The organism is Amycolatopsis dendrobii (assembly GCF_014145675.1).
In the GTDB taxonomy this organism is placed as follows: Bacteria; Actinomycetota; Actinomycetes; order Mycobacteriales; family Pseudonocardiaceae; genus Amycolatopsis; species Amycolatopsis dendrobii.
Map to the genome: position 1 here is coordinate 444,205 of NZ_JACGZW010000009.1, position 17,356 is coordinate 461,560.

At 67.3% G+C, this 17,356-nt stretch carries 16 protein-coding genes; 10 read left to right on the plus strand and 6 right to left on the minus strand.

Translation table 11 applies throughout. The features are described 5' to 3' along the window. Positions 1-27: 27 nt before the first annotated feature. Complete coding sequence (locus H4281_RS27905) at positions 28-1,962, plus strand: APC family permease (RefSeq protein WP_182893864.1); 1,935 nt, start codon at positions 28-30, stop codon at positions 1,960-1,962. 269 nt (positions 1,963-2,231) lie between these two features. Here H4281_RS27905 and H4281_RS27910 read toward each other — a convergent pair whose 3' ends face one another. Together H4281_RS27910 and H4281_RS27915 are read right to left on the minus strand one after the other, a co-directional pair. Next, the gene (locus H4281_RS27910; RefSeq protein ID WP_182893865.1) at positions 2,232-3,650 is read right to left on the minus strand and encodes a pyridoxal phosphate-dependent decarboxylase family protein; all 1,419 of its coding nucleotides are present in this window, start codon (positions 3,648-3,650) and stop codon (positions 2,232-2,234) included. A 222-nt stretch (positions 3,651-3,872) separates the two neighbouring features. After that, positions 3,873-4,313, minus strand: coding sequence for a pyridoxamine 5'-phosphate oxidase family protein (locus H4281_RS27915; protein WP_182893866.1), 441 nt, complete (start codon positions 4,311-4,313; stop codon positions 3,873-3,875). 90 nt (positions 4,314-4,403) lie between these two features. Between H4281_RS27915 and H4281_RS27920 the strand changes: the two genes are divergently transcribed. After that, the gene (locus tag H4281_RS27920; protein ID WP_182893867.1) at positions 4,404-4,973 is read left to right on the plus strand and encodes a TetR-like C-terminal domain-containing protein; all 570 of its coding nucleotides are present in this window, start codon (positions 4,404-4,406) and stop codon (positions 4,971-4,973) included. On the opposite strand, the gene H4281_RS27925 is transcribed toward H4281_RS27920, so the two are convergent. After that, the gene (locus H4281_RS27925) at positions 4,930-6,270 is read right to left on the minus strand and encodes a nucleobase:cation symporter-2 family protein (protein ID WP_182893868.1); all 1,341 of its coding nucleotides are present in this window, start codon (positions 6,268-6,270) and stop codon (positions 4,930-4,932) included. The genes H4281_RS27920 and H4281_RS27925 overlap by 44 nt on opposite strands. 73 nt (positions 6,271-6,343) lie before the next feature. On the opposite strand from H4281_RS27925, the gene H4281_RS27930 reads away from it, so the two are divergent. Next, positions 6,344-7,465 carry a 5-methyltetrahydropteroyltriglutamate--homocysteine S-methyltransferase gene (locus H4281_RS27930; protein ID WP_182893869.1) on the plus strand — a complete coding sequence of 374 codons (1,122 nt, stop codon included), beginning with the start codon at positions 6,344-6,346 and terminating at the stop codon, positions 7,463-7,465. Then, positions 7,462-7,770 (plus strand): NIPSNAP family protein, encoded by a 309-nt coding sequence (locus H4281_RS27935; protein ID WP_101436231.1) that lies wholly within the window; start codon positions 7,462-7,464, stop codon positions 7,768-7,770. The genes H4281_RS27930 and H4281_RS27935 overlap by 4 nt, the downstream gene beginning before the upstream one ends. Here H4281_RS27935 and H4281_RS27940 read toward each other — a convergent pair whose 3' ends face one another. Further along, a complete protein-coding gene (locus H4281_RS27940; RefSeq protein ID WP_182893870.1) occupies positions 7,771-8,442 on the minus strand; it encodes a MerR family transcriptional regulator in 672 nt (223 codons plus the stop codon). 89 nt (positions 8,443-8,531) lie between these two features. On the opposite strand from H4281_RS27940, the gene H4281_RS27945 reads away from it, so the two are divergent. From H4281_RS27945 to H4281_RS27965, 6 genes are all read left to right on the plus strand, one after another. Beyond that, positions 8,532-9,611: an erythromycin esterase family protein gene (locus tag H4281_RS27945; protein WP_182893871.1), complete on the plus strand. Its 1,080-nt coding sequence runs from the start codon at positions 8,532-8,534 to the stop codon at positions 9,609-9,611. Positions 9,612-9,678: 67 nt separating this feature from the next. Next, a complete protein-coding gene (locus H4281_RS27950; RefSeq protein ID WP_182893872.1) occupies positions 9,679-10,902 on the plus strand; it encodes an NAD(P)/FAD-dependent oxidoreductase in 1,224 nt (407 codons plus the stop codon). Positions 10,903-10,914: 12 nt separating this feature from the next. Next, a complete protein-coding gene (locus tag H4281_RS27955) occupies positions 10,915-12,087 on the plus strand; it encodes a 4-hydroxybenzoate 3-monooxygenase (RefSeq protein ID WP_182893873.1) in 1,173 nt (390 codons plus the stop codon). A 25-nt stretch (positions 12,088-12,112) separates the two neighbouring features. Continuing rightward, positions 12,113-12,265 carry a hypothetical protein gene (locus tag H4281_RS45740; RefSeq protein ID WP_246412352.1) on the plus strand — a complete coding sequence of 51 codons (153 nt, stop codon included), beginning with the start codon at positions 12,113-12,115 and terminating at the stop codon, positions 12,263-12,265. Next, positions 12,265-13,830, plus strand: a complete 1,566-nt coding sequence (locus H4281_RS27960) for an ATP-binding protein (RefSeq protein WP_312872190.1) — start codon at positions 12,265-12,267, stop codon at positions 13,828-13,830. The genes H4281_RS45740 and H4281_RS27960 overlap by 1 nt, the downstream gene beginning before the upstream one ends. A 60-nt stretch (positions 13,831-13,890) precedes the next feature. Beyond that, positions 13,891-14,613, plus strand: a complete 723-nt coding sequence (locus H4281_RS27965) for a Clp protease N-terminal domain-containing protein (protein WP_182893874.1) — start codon at positions 13,891-13,893, stop codon at positions 14,611-14,613. A gap of 97 nt (positions 14,614-14,710) precedes the next feature. On the opposite strand, the gene gnd is transcribed toward H4281_RS27965, so the two are convergent. Both gnd and H4281_RS27975 read right to left on the minus strand, forming a co-directional pair. Then, positions 14,711-16,147: an NADP-dependent phosphogluconate dehydrogenase gene (gnd, locus tag H4281_RS27970; protein WP_182893875.1), complete on the minus strand. Its 1,437-nt coding sequence runs from the start codon at positions 16,145-16,147 to the stop codon at positions 14,711-14,713. Positions 16,148-16,203: 56 nt separating this feature from the next. Next, positions 16,204-17,121 (minus strand): MBL fold metallo-hydrolase, encoded by a 918-nt coding sequence (locus H4281_RS27975; RefSeq protein ID WP_182893876.1) that lies wholly within the window; start codon positions 17,119-17,121, stop codon positions 16,204-16,206. Positions 17,122-17,356: the final 235 nt, after the last annotated feature.

A 17,356-nucleotide genomic window follows, 5' to 3' on the forward strand; every position in this document is an offset into this window, starting at 1 on the left:
GGCACGCGCGCTCCGGCGGAACTCGGCATGATCGGCCGCGTGCCGAATACAAAGCTGCGCGCCTGGCTTCTCGAAGGCGAGCACAAGCGCGCCCAGCAGATGACCGGTGGCAAACGGGAGACCAAAAAGGCCGAACAGCCGTGGTGGAAGGTCATGTGCCTCACCGGTGTCGACTACTTCTCCACCCTGGGATATCAGCCGGGCATCGCCGCGCTCGCGGCCGGAGTGCTGTCGCCGCTGGCCACTGTGGTGCTGGTGGTGCTGACGCTCGCCGGCGCGCTGCCGATTTACCGCCGGGTCGCGCGGGAAAGCCCGCACGGCCAGGGATCGATCGCGATGCTGGAGAAGTTGCTGTCCCGGTGGGGCGGCAAGTTGCTGGTGCTGGCGTTGCTCGGATTCGCTGCCACGGACTTCGTCATCACGGTCACGCTGTCCGCGGCCGACGCGACCGCGCACGTTATCGAGAATCCGTTTGTCCCGGCTGCGCTGCATGGCGGGCAGGTCTGGATCACGTTGGTGCTCATCGCGTTGCTGGGGGCGGTGTTTCTCAAGGGGTTCGCCGAGGCGATCGGGGTCGCGGTGGTGCTCGTCGGGGTCTATCTCGCGCTGAACGTCGTGGTGGTGGTTACCGCGTTGGCACATGTTTTCGGGGCGCCGCAGTTGATTGTGGACTGGCAGAACCTGTTGATCAGCGAGCATCCCAACCCTTGGTTGATGGTGGGGGTGGCGTTGGTGGTGTTTCCGAAGCTGGCGCTGGGGTTGTCCGGGTTTGAGACTGGGGTTTCGGTGATGCCGCTGGTCCGCGGGGCCAGCGGGGACACGGAGGCGGATCCGGTCGGACGGATCCGGAACACAAGGCGGTTGCTGCTTACTGCGGCGCTGATCATGAGCGCGTTCTTGATTACGTCGAGTTTCGCTACTGCGGTGTTGATTCCGCAGCAGGAGTTCCAGGCTGGCGGCAAGGCCAGCGGGCGTGCGCTGGCCTACCTGGCGCACAGCTATCTCGGCGACGGCTTCGGCACGGTGTACGACGTCAGCACGATCGCGATCCTGTGGTTTGCCGGGGCGTCGGCGATGGCCGGGTTGCTGAATATCGTGCCTCGGTATTTGCCGCGGTACGGGATGGCTCCGGATTGGGCTCGGGCTACGCGGCCGTTGGTGATCGTGGTTTCGGTCATCGCGTTCGTGATCACGCTGATCTTTGACGCTGACGTTGAGGCGCAAGGCGGAGCGTATGCGACTGGTGTGCTGGTGCTGATCTCGTCGGCCTCGGTCGCGGTCGCCTTGTCTGCCCGACGGCTCAAGCAACGGGCGTTCTGGGCTTATCTGGTGATCACGCTGGTGTTCTTGTACACGACAGTCGCGAACATCGTGGAGCGGCCCGAGGGGGTGAAGATCGCGGGGTTCTTCATCGGGGCGATCGTGGTGACCTCGTTGATCTCCCGGGCTACCCGGTCGTTGGAGCTGCGGGTCGAGAAGGTCGAGTTCGACGCGGCGGCCCAGCGGATCGTGGACAAGGCGGTGCGGTCCGGGGCGGTTCGGATCATCGCCAATGAGCCGGATGCCCGGGACGCGGAGGAGTATCGGGAGAAGGAGCAGGAGGCCCGGGAGGACAATCATATTCCTCGGGACAGCGCGTTGTTCTTTCTTGAGGTTACTATTTCGGATGCGTCCGATTTTGAGACGACCTTGCGGGTGCATGGGGAGAAGCGGGCCGGGTATCGGATTTTGCGGATGAAGAGTCCGTCTATCGCTAATGCTATTGCTGCGGTGTTGTTGCATCTGCGGGATGAGACTGGGATGCGGCCGCATATTTACTTTGCTTGGACTGAGGGGAATCCGTTTAAGTTTTTGGTTCGGTATTTGTTTTCGGGGGATGGGGATGTGCCGCCGGTTACCCGGGAGGTGTTGCGGCGGGCGGAGCCGGATCCGCATCTGCGGCCGTTGGTGCATGTGGGGTGACTGCTCGTCGCCTGGTGGCGACATCGGCCCGGTCTTGGGTTGCGTGGGGCACCCCCGAACCGCAGGGCGGCTTTGTATCGGGGTTGGGGGAGGGCTGGGTGCCTCGGTGGTTGGGTGCGTCGGCTGCGGTTTGTCGCGCGGCTTGGGTGTGTGGGTGCGTGCGGCGGGCGGGGTGCATCCGGGCGGTCGGCGGGCGGGCGTTGGGCGGCGGTCTGTGAAGGGCTCCTTGAGGGAATCAGAGTCAATGAGGGTGGCCCTCACGGAACGGGTCAGAGTGCGGCTAGGGCGGTTAGGCGGTTGGCCAGTAGGTCGATGTCTGCTTCTGTCGTGCGGTGGTTGGTGACGCAGGCGCGGACGCAGGGGTGTCCGTTGACTTTGGCTGGGCCCAGCATCGCGGTGCCTTCTTCGTGGAGTCTGGCGAGAAGGTTTGCGTGTGCTTCGGCGTTGCGGCCGGGCATTCGGATGCAGACGGCGGTGAGCGTGACTGGGTTCATCAGCTCAAGGCCGGGAGCGGCGGAGATGTGTGTGCCTAGGCGGGCGGCCAGGGTAAGGCAGCGTTCGGTGACTGTTCGGAAGGCGCCTACGCCGAAGGTGCGCAGGGCGGCCCAGACCTTCAAAGCCTTGAAGCTGCGGGAAAGTTGCGGTCCGTGATCCATGTAGTCGAGTAGGTGGGCGTCGTCGATCGCGGTGAGGTAGGACGACGACTTGGAGAAGGCGAAGGCGGCGCGTAGTTTTGCCATGTCCTTGACCAGCAGGGCTCCCGCTTCCAGCGGGGCGAACAGCAGCTTGTGCGGGTCCAGGGTGACGGAGTCTGCTCGGGACAGCGGGAGCAGGGCGTCGCGGGGTGAATCGGCCAGGATGAAAAGGGCGCCGTATGCGCCGTCTACGTGTAGCCAGAGGTTTTCTTTTTCGCAGAGGTCTGCGATGGGGGTAATAGGGTCTATCGAGCCGGTGGTGACGGTGCCTGCGGTGGCTACTACGCAGAATGGTTCTTTTCCGGCGGCGCGGTCTTCGGCGATCGCTCGGGCCAACAGGTCGACGCGTAGTTGGAAATGGGCGTCGGTGGGGATTGTGCGAACGTTGTCCAAGCCGATTCCCAGCAGGGCGGCGGCTTTGACAACGCTGCGGTGTGCTTCGTCGGAGGTGTAAAGCACTAGGGGGGCGCGGTTTTCTTGGAGGCCGCGTTCGCGGAAGTCCGGTCTGCGGTCGGCGATGGCGGTGGTGATCGCGTCCTTCGTGGCTCCGGAACCGCCGCTGGTGAGGATGCCTCCGGAGGCCGGGCCTAGGGCGAAGAGGCTGGCTAGCCAGTCCATGACGGAGCGTTCGATCACGTTGGCGGCTGGGGAGATTTGCCACAGGTTGCAGTTCTGGTTCAACACCGCGGCGATCGCTTCCGCGTATGCGCCGATGCCGTTGGACGGGCCTTGTACGTAGGCGAGGAACCTCGGGTGTGCGATCGTGGTGGTGTAGGGCACGATGCGGTCTACGACGTCGGCGAAGAACGCTTCTACGCCAAGGCCTTCTTCCGGGAATGGTTCCGTCAGCAGTTTGGTCAGGGTTTCCCGGTCCGCGTCTGGGGCGATCGGGCGACTGGTGAGTGAATTTTCGTATCCGTCGGTGAACCGGGCCAGAAGTTCGGCCGCTCTGGTCCGTTCGGCGGAATTGAGAATGAGGGAAGATCCGTCCATGCGCCCTCTTCTGTCCGAAGGTCTTTTCGGGGCACAAGCTGCCATGATTGTGATGGCGTGCGAATAGGGGCGGGAAAGAAGACCCCGAACGGCCGGAGAACCGAGGGCGGCCGGACACGATCATGGTCTGCGGCCGAACGGCGGTACCGGGGAAAGGGTTGGGGGACAAAGGGTTCGGTCGGCTCCGCGATCCGGAAGAGGGCGGAGCCGACCGGGGAAGGGTCAGGAGAGTTCGTCGGTCAGGTCGCTGAAGTCCGCGGTGTTCCAGCGTTCCGGGCGCATCGAGATCACGATGTTCTCGCTCTGCTGCGGAGTGGCTTTGACATAGGCGATCGCCGCTTCCTCGGGCAGGTATCGGCGCGCCATCGCGATCCGGTCTTCGTCGGTGACCGCGCGGATGCCGGTGACCGGGCCTTCCACGGTCGCGTAGCGGATGGTCTTCGGGTCTTGCACACACAGCGAGAAGCGGCCGGCGGCTTCGATCAGTTTCGTTTTGCGGGCACCCGGCGAGGTGAGGACGGTGACCTCGCCGCCGGGCGTGTACTGGTGCCAGATCGGGGTGGTGAGCGGTGCGCGACCGGGCTCGGCGGTCACGCTCAGGACGCTGATGATCGGTTCGGCGAGCAGGGCTTCGCGCTCGGCGGGCGGGATCTTGCTGACCATCTCAGAGGGCTCCTTAAGGCCAATCGATTTGCCTTTAGCGTACGCGCACTCCGGCCGTTAAGGCCAACCTCTTTGCTTTAGAATGGTGGGGTGACTCGGCCGGGCGGACGCAGCGCGCGGGTGCGCGAAGCGGTGCACCGTGCGGTGATCGAGCTGCTCGCGGAGGGGGAGACGACCGCGGGGGTCCCGCAGATCGCTGAGCGGGCTGGGGTCAATCCGACCAGCGTTTACCGTCGTTGGGGCAGCTGCGCGAGTGTGCTGCTCGACGCCGCGGTCGCGCGGTTGAGCCTGACGTCGCCGGTGCCGGACACGGGGTCGCTGCGCGGCGACGTCGAGCAGTGGGCGACAGCGGTCGAGCGCGCGCTCGCTGATCCAGATGGCGCGGTGCTGGTCCGGGCGTTGATCACGTTCATCGGGACCAGCGCCGATCCGATCGAGCGTCTGCTGTCGCGCGGGGAAGACCTGGAGCAGATGCTGACGGCAGCCGCGAGCCGGGGAGAGCCCGCGCCGAACCTTCAGGACCTGCTGGATTACGTGCTCGCTCCGATGTACCTGCGGGTGCTGCTGAGCAGGCCGATCGAGCCGGGCCTCGGCGTGAAGCTCGCGGATCGGCTGCTTACGGCAGCAGGTCTTCCTCCCGCTTCCGGCCAAGGTGGTTGAACAGCAGGTTCAGCACGAAGGCCAGCACCGCGGCGACGGTGATCGGGCTGCCGCAGATCGTCCGCAGCCAGGCGGGGAAATGCTGGAAGAACACCGAGTTGCCGAACCGGTCGAGGCCGAACGCGGGGAGCAGTCCGACGCCGAGGGCGACTGAGACCACGAAAGCGTTGTGGTTGCCGGAGAAGTCGACCTTCTTGAGCGTCTGCACGCCGACGACCCCGACCATCGCGAACATCACCACCGCGACGCCGCCGACGACCGGTTCCGGGATCGCGGCGATGAACGCGCCGATCTTCGGCACCAGGCCCATCACGACGAGCATGCCGCCGGTCGTCGCGACCACCCAGCGGCTGCGCACGCCGGTCATCTGCACCAGCCCGACGTTCTGCGCGAACGCGGTGTCCGGGAAGGAGTTCATGAATCCGCCGAAGATCGCGGACAGCCCGTCGGTCGCCAGGCCGCGCGAGAGGTCGGCAGGAGTGACCGGGCGGCCGGTGATCTCGCCGACCGCGATCAGGTCAGCGGTCGTTTCGGTGAACGACACCAGCATCACCACGCACATCGACACCACGGCGGCGACCGGGAACGTCGGTGCTCCGAAGTGGAATGGCGAGGCCAGCCCGAACCAGCTCGCGTCGCCGACGCCGGAGAAGTGCGTGCGGCCGAGCGGAATCGCGATCAGGACGCCGGCGATCAGCGCGACCAGCGGGCCGATCTGGCCGAGGAACCCGCGCAGCACCCGGGTGAACAGCACCACCAGCGCGATCACGCCGAACGCCAGTCCGAGGTTCGCCGGATCGCCGTAAGACGGGTCGCCGGTGTCGTGGCCGCCGATCATCGCCGTGCCGGGGCCGAGCAGCGAGATCCCGATGACCAGCAGCAGCGTCCCGGACACCAGCGGCGGGAAGAACCGGATCAGCGCGGCGAACGGCCGGGCGATCAGCAGCCCGAACACGCCGGAGGCGATCATCGCGCCGTACACCGCGGTGATCCCGTACTGCGCGGCGATCAGGATCATCGGGTTGACCACGGTGAACGTCGCGCCCGCGACGACCGGAAGCCGGACGCCGAACAGCCGCCCGATGCCGACCGACTGGACCAAAGTGGCCAGTCCGGCGACGAACAGGTCGGCGTTCACCAGCAGCGCGATCGACGCGTTGTCCAGGTGCAGCGCGCTGCCGATGACCAGCGGCACGGCGATACAGCCGGTGTACATGATCGCCATGTGCTGCAGTCCGAGCAGAAGCAGCCGTCCGGCGGGAAGGCCCCGGTCGACCGGGTGCGCGGCGTTGGTCATGAGCGGCTCCTTCTGTGTGGTCCCGCCGGATTATCGCTGCACATACCGCCGGTTTGTGTGTGACCATGCCAGCATGACTGCACGACCTCCGTTCCGTGCCGATCATGTAGGGAGCCTGCTGCGGCCGGCGGTGCTGCGCGAAGCGCGGCGCGACCACGCGGCGGGGGAGATCTCCGCCGAACAACTGCGAGCCGTCGAGGACGACGCGATCCGCGACGTCGTGAAGATGCAGAAGGCGGCCGGGCTCGAATCGGCGACCGACGGCGAGTTCCGCCGGTCCTCGTGGCACATGGACTTCATCTACGCGCTCGGCGGCGTCTCGCGCAGCGACGAGCGGCTGCACGTGAAATTCCACAATCTGGCCGGTGACCTGGAGTTCAGCCCGCCGGGGCTGCAGGTCGACGGCAAGGTGCGCCTCGACGAACCGATCTTCGCCGACCACTTCGAGTTCCTGAAGGCGCACACCGACCCGGGCATCACGCCGAAGCTGACCATCCCGTCGCCGAGCATGGTCTATTACCGCGGCGGCCGGGCGGCGGTGAGCGAAACCGTGTACCCGGAACTGGACGAGTTCTTCGCCGACCTCAGCGCGGCGTACGCGGAGCAGTTGCGCGCGATGAGTGCGCTGGGCTGCACGTATCTGCAGCTGGACGACACGAGCCTGGCGTATCTCAACGACCCGAAGCAGCGCGAACTCGTCGCGCGCATGGGCAGCGACCCGGACACCATGCACCTGCGCAACATCTCGACGATCAACGCCGCGCTCGCCGGGAAACCGGACGACCTGACCGTGACGACGCACCTGTGCCGCGGCAATTTCCGCTCCTCGTGGGTGGCGTCCGGGAGCTACGAGTTCGTCGCCGAGGCGCTGTTCGGCGAACTGGCGGTGGACGGGTTCTTCCTGGAGTACGACGACGAGCGCTCCGGCGGGTTCGAGCCGTTGCGGTTCGTGCCGAAGGGAAAGCGGGTCGTGCTCGGGCTCGTGACCAGCAAACGGCCGGAGCTGGAAGACCCGGACGCGCTGGTGCGGCGGATCGAGGAGGCGTCGCGGTACGTGGACGTGGACCAGCTGTGCTTGTCGCCGCAATGCGGGTTCTCGTCCACTGAGGAGGGAAACGACCTGACCGCCACTGAGCAGCTGCGGAAGCTGGAGCTGATCGTGTCGACGGCGGAGAGGGTCTGGGGCCGCTCGTGATCACCTGCGTTGTCGACTACGTGATCGACCCGGAGAAGATCGCGGACTTCGAACGCTTCGCCGCCGAATGGATGCGCCTGGTGCGCCGCGAGGGCGGCGTGCACCACGGGTATTTCCTGCCCGCAGAAGGGGCCAGCGACGAGGCGAGGGCGTTGTTCAGCTTCGAAAGCCTGGCCGCCTACGAGCGGTACCGGACCCTGTTCGGAGTGGACCCGGAGTTCGTGGCGGCGGATCGGATCCGAGACGAGAGCGGGTGCGTGATCCGGTACCGGCGGACGTTCATGCGGCCGCTGCTGCCGGAATGATCACGCGAGGTAGCGCGACAGCTGGGCGGATCCGTCCAGCATCGCGTGCGCCCGGGCGGTGAGCCGGGAACGCCAGGTGCGCAAGGCTTCTTCCAGCGGCGCGACCCCGCCCGCGTGCCGGACCTGTTCCAGTACTGCCGCGATGCGGGCCAGCGGGTAGCCGCCGCGGCGTAGTTGATGGGCGAGGCGGGCGTCGCGGACCACGGCCGGCGGGTAGCGGCGGTTTCCGGCGTGGTCTCGCTCCGGCTGGAGGATCCCGGCGGCCTCCCATTTGCGCAGCGTGGCGGGGTGCACGGACAGCTGGTGCGCGAGCGCGCCGATCGACGGCACGGTCTGGCGTACGTCCGGTTCTTGGGTCAGGTTGCGCAGGGCGTGCTCGACCTCGGTGAGGGTGCCGCGGTCGCGCAGCAGTTCGGCGTGCCCCTCGTCGATCAGCTGGAACGCGGTGTCTTCCGAACGCTCGTTGACCGCGCGGAGGATCGCTGCCGCGCGGGCGTGGCCGAAGCCGGGGCGCAGGGCGAGGAAGGCGCGCAACGCTTGCGCGTGGTGTTCGGTGTACGTCCGGTAGCCCTGCGGTCCGCGTTCGGAGGGCGGGAGGATGCCGTCCTCCTCGTAGTTGCGGACGGCCTGGGTCGACAAGCCGTGCTCGCGGGCTAGGTCCTTCGGACGCATGTCACCTCCGATTTGAGGGTTTATCCGCTATTCAACCAGGTGGTTCGCGGCAAAGTGCCAATAGAGAGTTCAACGATACGGTCAAAGCAATGAAGACCTTCGACGACTTCCTCGCCCACCGTTCGCCGACCCTGCTCGGACTCGGCGAGCCCACGCACTGGACCGAGGCGTTCCCGTTGTTCCGCAACGAAATCTTCCAGCACCTCGTCCTCGAACACGGCTATCGCTCGATCGCGCTGGAGAGCGACTGCCTGGCCGGACGGTTGGTCGACCGCTACGTGACCACCGGCGAAGGCGACCTCGACAAGGTGCTGGCCACCGGGTTCAGCCATGGCTTCGGAGCGTTCCCGTCGAACCGTGCGCTGGTCGAGTGGCTGCGCGACCACAACGCCGGTCGCGCGCTCGAAGACCAGGTCCGCTTCCACGGCTTCGACGCCCCGCTGGAGATGGCGAGCGCACCCAGCCCGCGCGCGGTGCTCGCCGAACTGCACGGCTTCTTGTCCGAGCACCTTGACGACGTGCCGCACGACGTCGCGACCATCGAGCGGCTGGCCGGCGACGACGCGGCTTGGGCGGACGAAGCGGCGATGTGGGACGGTTCTCAGTCCAAAGGGGACAGTCCGGACGCACGTGAGCTGCGGTTAGTCGCCGACGACCTCGCGGGCCACTTCGAACGGGCCCGCCCGGCGTTGCCCGAGGGTGGCGATCTGCTCGCCCGGACCGCGGTCGGGCTCTGTCGCTACCACTCGCTGATGGCCGACACGGCGCCGGAACGGATGGGTCGGCTAGGGGCGCAGCGCGATGCGATGATGGCGGACAACCTGCTCGCGTTGCCGGGTGCCTTCGTCTCCGCGCACAACCAGCATCTTCAGCGGCGTGCGGCCTCGATGATGGGTGCGCGGTGGTGGAGCGCGGGCGCGCAGGTCGCGCACCGGCTTGGTGACCGGTATGTGTTCATTGCCACCGATTTCGGCTCGTCCGATGGGGTAGCGGCACCCGCACCGGGGACGCTGCAGGCGTATCTCGCCGCGACGGTCCAGGACCGTGAACTGGTCGAAACCGCCGGAATCGACCCCGGACTGCCCGCGCGGACCGGCGACGGACGCGGGTATCTCCCGTTCGACGCGGTCGAGGCGGCGGACGCGATCGCGTTCCTGCACCGGGTGTGACCGCTGCTCCTCGACGATCTTGGCCGAGGTGTGCTCAGATGGAGCCCGGGATGTCGGGAGGAGCGAGATGAGCACCGAGACCGTTCTCGTCGTGGGCAGCGGGCAAAGCGGCTTCCAGGCCGCGGCGTCCTTGCGGGACAAGGGGTTCGCCGGCCGCGTGGTTCTGATCGGGGACGAGCCGGGGGTGCCGTATCAGCGGCCGCCGCTGTCGAAGGCGTACCTGGCGGGCAGCGCGGGCGCCGAGCAGCTGGTGCTGCGGCCGGAGGACTACTTCGCCGAGAAGGACATCGAGCTGGTCCGCGGCCGGGTCGCCGCGATCGACCGGGACGCGGCGAAAGTCCGGCTCGAGGACGGTACGGAGCTGGGGTACGACCATGTGGTGCTGGCCACTGGCGCGCGCAACCGTGCGCTGCCGGTGCCCGGTGCCGACCTCGAAGGCGTCCTGATGCTGCGCACCCGCGAGGACGCCGACCGGCTGCGGACCTCGCTCGAAGCGGCGGGCGACGTCGTGGTGATCGGCGGCGGGTTCATCGGGCTGGAGTTCGCCTCGCACGCCGGCCGTCCGGTCACCGTGGTGGAGGCGCAGGACCGGCTGCTGGCGCGGGTCGCGTCGCCGGAGATCTCGGAGTTTTTCGCCGACCATCACCGGGCGGCTGGGCACACGCTGCTGCTGGGCGCCGGGGTCACCGCACTGCACGGGTCCGGTCGCGTGGAGTCGGTTGAGCTCTCCGACGGACGACGGCTGCCCGCGGACCTCGTGGTCGTCGCGGTCGGCGTGTTGCCGGAGACGACGCTGGCCGAGGCGGCTGGTCTTGAAGTGCGCAACGGCGTGGTCGTGGACGAACACTTGCGCACCGAGGACCCGAAGATTTTCGCGATCGGCGACTGCGCGTGCTTCCCGTGCGTCCAGGCCGGCGCCGCGACCCGGTTGGAATCCGTGCAGAACGCCGTCGACCAGGCCCGTTCGGTGGCCGCGGCGATCGCCGGGGAACCGGCGCGCTACGACAGCCTGCCGTGGTTCTGGACCGACCAGACCGGTGCGAAACTGCAGATCGCGGGCATCCTCGACGCCGCCGACCGGACTGTGGTCACTGGTGACCGGTCTGCCGGGAAGTTCTCGGTGTTGTCCTTCCGCGACGACGTGCTGATCGCCGTCGAATCGGTCAACCGCGCGCCGGACCACATCGCCGCGCGCCGGCTTTTCGCGGCGGAACCGCATCCGGCGTACGCGGATCTGGAAGCCAGCTCGTTTGATCTGAAAGCACACCTGAAGTCGCGCACCGCGGCTTGATCGGAGGTTCCGTTGCGCACGCAGGTCGCCGTGATCGGTGCCGGCCCGGCCGGGTTGCTGCTGTCGTATCTGCTGCACCAAGCGGGTGTCGAGGCTGTTGTGCTCGAAGCCCGCGACCGCGAGTACGTGCGGCAACGCGTGCGCGCCGGGGTCTGCGAACAACCGACGGTCGACCTGCTCACGGAGATCGGCCTCGGCGGCCGGTTGGCCGCGGAAGGCTTGCCGCACGAGGGGTTCTCGCTTCGATTCGACGGTGCCGACCACCGCATCGCGCTCACCGAGCTGACCGGCAAGGCGATCACGGTGTACGGGCAGCAGGAGATTGTGAAAGACCTCGTGGATGCGCACGAGGCCGCGGACCTGCCGCTGCACTTCGAGGTTTCGGAAGTCGCTCTGTCCGCATTGGACACTTCGCGCCCCGTGGTGCGCTACCGCGATTCCTCTGGTGCCCTGCAAACCCTGGAATGCGACGCCGTGGCAGGCTGCGACGGTTTCCACGGCGTCTCGCGTCCGTCCATTCCGGACGGTGTGCTGGCGACCTTCGAACGGGAGTACCCCTTTGCTTGGCTCGGGGTGCTGGCGCGGACGCCGCCGTCGCATGAGGAGCTGATCTACACCCATCATCCGCGGGGCTTCGCCTTGCACAGCATGCGTTCCCCGGATGTCACGCGGTTGTACCTCCAGGTTGCCCCGACGGAAGATCTGGCTGCCTGGTCGGATGACCGGATCTGGACGGAACTGTCGACGCGCCTGGCGGTCGACGGGGAGTTCACCCTGCAAGAGGGGCCGATCCTGGACAAGGGCATCACGCCGATGCGGAGCTTCGTCACCGAACCCATGCGCCACGGCCGGTTGTTCCTGGCGGGCGACGCGGCGCACATCGTGCCGCCGACCGGGGCCAAGGGAATGAACCTGGCGGTCGCGGACGTCGTGGTGCTGTCGCGGGCTTTGGTGGCTTTGCTGCAGGGGGATCCGTCGCTGGCGGAGTCCTATTCGGACACTTGCCTGCGCCGGGTGTGGCGGGCGGAGCACTTCTCGTGGTTCATGACGACGATGCTGCACGTGGACCCGGGGGCGGATGCGTTTGCCCAGCGGTTGCAGCTGTCGCAGTTGCGGTACACGGCTTCGTCTAGGGCGGCGGCTGCCAGTTTGGCGGAGAACTACGTGGGGTTGCCGTTCGCCTGAGTGCGTAGCGATAAGCGGGGGCGGGATGCTGGACGACGAACTGGCCGACATCGTCGGGAACCTTCGTCGACTCGGTGGCGACGATGCCGACGTCGAAGCCAAGCGCGCCGAGGACCGCCTGCCTGAATCGGTTCGCACACGGTCTCCGCGTTCGCCAATACGCGTAGTGGAGCGCTGATTCTCGGGCTCGACGAGGCCTCGGGGTTCAGCGCGAACGGCGTGCGCGACCCGGCGAAAATGACTGCCGACCTGTCCGCGGTCTGCGCCGACGAGATGGAGCCGCCGCTGCGGCCCTTGATCAGGACGCATCGTTTCGAGGGTGCTGACCTCGTCGTGGCCGAGGTCCCCGCGCTCGACAGCCGCAGCAGGCCCTGTTTCGCCAAGCGGCTCGGAATGGCGCAGGGCAGCTACGTCCGGGTCTGGGACGGGGACCGGCGGCTCAGCGGGTACGAGGTCCATCTCATGGTGGCCACCCGGGGTCAGCCGCGAGACGACGAGGAGCCGGTTTCTGAAGCAAGTCTTGCCGACTTGGACTCCGAACTCGTCTCGACGTTCGTCGGGCGGCTTAAACAGCAGCGGCCCTACGCGTTCGCGGACCTTTCGCGAGAGGATGTTCTGCGCAGGGTCAAGGTTCTCGTCGATGACCGGGTGACTGTCGCGGGGTTGCTGGCACTCGGGCGCTATCCGCAGCACTTCTTTCCTCAGCTGATGATTTCCTTCGTGCACTACCCGACGCTGGAAGGGGCAGACCTCCGCACTGGAGACAGATTCCTCGACAACCGGGTTCTCGAAGGGGCGATCCCCACGATGGTCCGCGACGCGCTGGCTGTGCTTCGGGCGAACATGTCACGCCGGGCGACGGTGCGCGGCGCCGGGCGCATCGACAGCTGGGAGTACCCAGAACCAGCGCTGCGCGAGGCCGTGGTCAATGCGTTGGCCCATCGCGACTATTCGCCAGAATCTCGTGGTGCCCAGGTGCAGATCGAGATGTACCCGGACCGGCTCGTCATTCGTAATCCCGGCGGCCTATACGGGCCGGTTACCGAAGACACCTTGGGGGAGGAAGGTGTTTCTTCGGCGCGGAACGCCACTTTGCTCAAGCTGCTCGAGGACGTGCCGCTGCCGGGCACGGCGCGCACCGTGTGCGAGAACCGCGGCTCGGGAATCCGCACGATGCTCATGGCGTTGCGGGACGCCTCGCTGAGTCCGCCGCGGTTCGTCGACAAGATCTCCTTTTTCCGGGTCGATTTTCCGAATCACGCGTTGATCAGCGACGAGGTTGTCGCCTGGATTCGAGCGCTGGGGGAATACGGGCTCACCGACAGCCAGTGCCTCGGGCCGGCCATGAGCAAAGCCGGAGACGTCCTGGACAACCATTCCTACCGCAATGCGACCGGGGTGGACTCGCGGCGCGCGACTGCCGAACTCGGCGACCTGGTGGCGCGCGGCCTGCTGCGGCAGACCGGAAGCCGACGGTGGGCGCGCTACGAACTCGTCGCTTCGGCCGGCACCGGTCTTCGGTCGAGCGGCAGGCGGGACCGGCGGCGAGAGGTGCTGGATGCCTTGGGCTCTGCCGAACTGGCTCGGGCCGAACTGGCGGTGCTGCTGGACATGCCGGACAAGACGGTGTCCCGATGGTTGCGCGTGCTTCGAGACGAGGAGCTGGTCGAGCTGATCGGCGAGTCCCCGCGCAGCCCGAACGCGCGCTACCGGCGCACCGGCAAGGTCATGCTCGGCGAATAACCCACACACCTGGTCAACCCAAGGTTGACGCAATCCAATCGTCAACCTACAGTTGACGACATGACCGACTCAGTGAAGCTCGACGACCTCATCAGCGCCATCAAGGCCAACAACGAAAAAGACGCCCTCGCCCAGCTCACCGACGCCGTGTACGTCGGCCAGCACCTCGGCGACGTCGCTGACCACCTGATCGGCCACTTCGTCGACCAGGCCCGGCGCAGCGGGGCCTCCTGGACCGACATCGGGGCCAGCATGGGCGTGTCCAAACAGGCCGCCCAGAAGAGATTCGTTCCGAAGACCGACGATTCGTCCGGCGGAATACAACGGATGTTCGGCCGCTACACCGACCGGGCGCGGCACGTCATCGTCGCGGCTCAGCAGGCGGCCATCGACGGCAAGAGCCCCGAAATCGACACCGTGCACCTGCTGCTCGGCCTGCTCTCCGAGCCGGACGCGCTGGCGGCGGGCGCGATTGTCGCTCAAGGGATCACCCTCGAAGCGGTCAAGGAAGCGGCCGAAGCGAGGCTGCCGGAGCCAGTCGACGAGGCTCCCGAGAAGGTGCCGTTCGCGCCCGCGGGCAAGAAGACTCTCGAACTCACCCTGCGCGAGGGGCTGCGGCTCGGGCACAACTACATCGGCACCGAGCACATTCTCCTCGCCTTGCTGGAACAGGGCGAGGGCGCGGGCTACGAAGTCCTCGCCGCACTGGGGGTCGACAAGGAAAAGTCCGAAACGAAGATCAAGGAATACCTCGCGGAAATTCTCAGCACCTTGCAAAAATGATCGCCATCGCGCTCGCGGTGCTGTTCATCTTGACCCTGATATAGAGACGGGCTCTCCCCGAGGACAAAGGGGAGAGCCCGTCTTCAGCAAGAGAAAATCAGGCTTCGACCTCGGACTGGTCCCCGGCCCACAGCGTGTGGAACGAGCCGGGACGGTCGACCCGCCGGTAGGTGTGCGCGCCGAAGAAGTCGCGTTGTCCCTGCACCAGCGCGGCCGGCAACCGGTCCGCGCGCAGGCCGTCGTAGTACGCCAGTGCGGTCGAGAAGCCGGGCGTCGGAATGCCGAGGCGGACCGCCGTCGAGATGACCGAACGCCACGAGTCCTGCGCGTTTTCCACCGCCGCCCGGAAGCCGCCGGACGTGAGGAGCGTCGGGAGGCCCGGTTCCGCGGCGTAGGCGGACGTGATGTCGTTCAGGAACTTCGCCCGGATGATGCAGCCGCCGCGCCAGATCGAGGCGACGCGGCCGAGGTCGATGTCCCAGTTGTACTCCGCGGCACCGGCCTGGATCTGGTTGAAGCCCTGCGCATACGCGACGACCTTCGACGCGTACAGCGCCTGCTCGACGTCGTCCGCGAAGGTCTCCAGCGCGGACCCGGTCAGCGGCATGCGCGCCGGGCCGCCCAGGCCGCGTGCGGCCGAACGCAAGCCCGTGGACCCGGAGAGCGACCGTGCGAACACGGCTTCCGCGATGCCGCTGATCGGCACGCCGAGGTCGAGCCCGATCTGCACGGTCCAGCGGCCGGTGCCCTTCTGCTCCGCCGCGTCCTCGACGACGTCGACGAACGGCTTGCCGGACGCGCCATCGACGTGCTTGAGCACCTGGGCGGTGATCTCGATCAAGTACGAGTCGAGCCGCCCGGTGTTCCAGGTGCCGAACACGTCGGCGATCTCCGCCGGGGAGTAGCCCGCCGCGCCGCGCAGCAGGTCGAACGACTCGGCGATCAGCTGCATGTCGGCGTACTCGATGCCGTTGTGCACCATTTTGACGAAATGCCCGGCCCCGTCGGCGCCGACGTGCGTGCAGCACGGTTCGCCGTCGACCTTCGCCGAGATGTCCTCGAACAGCGGCCCGAGCGACTCGTAGGACTCCTTCGACCCGCCGGGCATGATGCTCGGCCCGTGCAGCGCGCCTTCCTCGCCGCCGGACACGCCGGTGCCGACGAAGTGCAGGCCGCGTTCGCGCAGCGCCTGCTCGCGGCGGCGAGTGTCCGCGAAGTGCGCGTTGCCCGCGTCCACGATCACGTCGCCCGGCTCCAGCAGCGGCGCGAACTCCTCGATGACGGCGTCGGTCGGGCCGCCCGCCTTCACCATGATCACGATCTGCCGCGGCCGCTCCAGCGCGTCGACGAACTCCTGCGCGGAGTACGCCGGGATGAAGTCGCCCTCGTCGCCGAACTGCTCGACGAGCGAGCGCGTCCGCTCCTCGGAGCGGTTGTGCAGGGCGACGGTGTGCCCGTGCCGGGCCAGGTTCCGCGCCAGGTTGCGGCCCATGACCGCGAGGCCGGTAACCCCGATGCTCGCCTTCTTGCTCATCCGAAACCTTTCCGAAAACCTCTGCCGGATTCCGAGCCTAGCCACAAAACCGGTGCTCACGAGAAGCAGCGGATCGGGCCCCCGTTCCAGGCCAGCATGTCCTTCAGCGGAGCCACCAGATCGAGTGGCGCACCCCACCCTTCGCCGTCGAGTTCGGCGTACGCCCGGTGCAGGTTCCCGGCGAGCCGCTCCTGCTCGGTCAACTCGGCGAACCGGCCGAGGTCGGTCGCCTTCGCCTGTTCCAGCGGCGAGCGTCCGGCCGCCTTGCCGGTCTCCGCCGCGCGCTGGACGAGTTCGAGGTAGTCGTCGACCGCGTCCACCGCTTCGAGGCCGCACACCGGACCGTGGCCGGGCAGGATGACCGCCGGATCGAGTTCGCGGATCACGTTCAGCGCGGCCCGCCAGCCCGCCACCGACCCCATCAGCGCGAACGGGCTCCCGCCGTTGAACACCAGGTCGCCGGAGTACAGCAGCCGCTGTTCGGGAAGCCAGACCAGGACGTCGTTGGTGGTGTGCGCGGCGTGCCCGGGATGGATGAGGTCGATCCGGGTCTGCCCGGCGTAGATGGTGACCGTGTCGTCGAAGACCAGGTCGGGCACGCGCAGTTCGAGGTTGCCCCACTCGCTGTCGGTGAAGACGCCCTCATACCGCTGGATTCCGTCGGCCAGCAGCGTCTCGCGGGTCTTGCGGTGGCCGACGACGGTGGCGCCGCCGACCAGATAGTTGCCGTTGGTGTGGTCGCCGTGGTGATGCGTGTTGACGAGCGTCGTGACCGGGCCGGCGGTGTCGCCGACGGCCGAAAGCAGGGCGCGCGTCCGCCGTTCGGTCGCGCATGTGTCGATAAGCACAGCGTGCCCGTCGGCGTCGACGAAGCCGCAATTGTTGATGAACCAGGAACCGTCGGGCTGGACGTAGCCGAACGCGCCGTCTGCCAGCTGTTTGACGCTCGCCGCGCCGGGGGATCGATCGATCACGCCGACACTATGCCGCCAGGGCCGCCGGTGCGGGGTGTTCGCGGCTCAGCTGTGCCCGGAAGTCTCCTCTTAGTCCGAATGGAGTAGCCGAGATGTCCGGGGCGCCCGGAATCCACTGCTCCGGCAGGGTGACATGCCGGGTGACTGGCGTTCTCGCGCATTTCCTGAAACGCTGCCGGGTGTCATCATCGAACTCCGTTGGGTCGCAGTGGCCTGGGTGGTTCGTAGTTCGCGG

Coding starts and splice junctions, on each gene's coding strand:
- H4281_RS27905 (WP_182893864.1), top strand. CDS start 28: ATGATCGGCCGCGTGCCGAATACAAAGCTGCGCGCCTGGCTTCTCGAA.
- H4281_RS27910 (WP_182893865.1), bottom strand. CDS start 3,650: ATGGACGGATCTTCCCTCATTCTCAATTCCGCCGAACGGACCAGAGCG.
- H4281_RS27915 (WP_182893866.1), bottom strand. CDS start 4,313: ATGGTCAGCAAGATCCCGCCCGCCGAGCGCGAAGCCCTGCTCGCCGAA.
- H4281_RS27925 (WP_182893868.1), bottom strand. CDS start 6,270: ATGACCAACGCCGCGCACCCGGTCGACCGGGGCCTTCCCGCCGGACGG.
- H4281_RS27930 (WP_182893869.1), top strand. CDS start 6,344: ATGACTGCACGACCTCCGTTCCGTGCCGATCATGTAGGGAGCCTGCTG.
- H4281_RS27940 (WP_182893870.1), bottom strand. CDS start 8,442: ATGCGTCCGAAGGACCTAGCCCGCGAGCACGGCTTGTCGACCCAGGCC.
- H4281_RS27945 (WP_182893871.1), top strand. CDS start 8,532: ATGAAGACCTTCGACGACTTCCTCGCCCACCGTTCGCCGACCCTGCTC.
- H4281_RS27950 (WP_182893872.1), top strand. CDS start 9,679: ATGAGCACCGAGACCGTTCTCGTCGTGGGCAGCGGGCAAAGCGGCTTC.
- H4281_RS45740 (WP_246412352.1), top strand. CDS start 12,113: ATGCTGGACGACGAACTGGCCGACATCGTCGGGAACCTTCGTCGACTC.
- H4281_RS27965 (WP_182893874.1), top strand. CDS start 13,891: ATGACCGACTCAGTGAAGCTCGACGACCTCATCAGCGCCATCAAGGCC.
- gnd (WP_182893875.1), bottom strand. CDS start 16,147: ATGAGCAAGAAGGCGAGCATCGGGGTTACCGGCCTCGCGGTCATGGGC.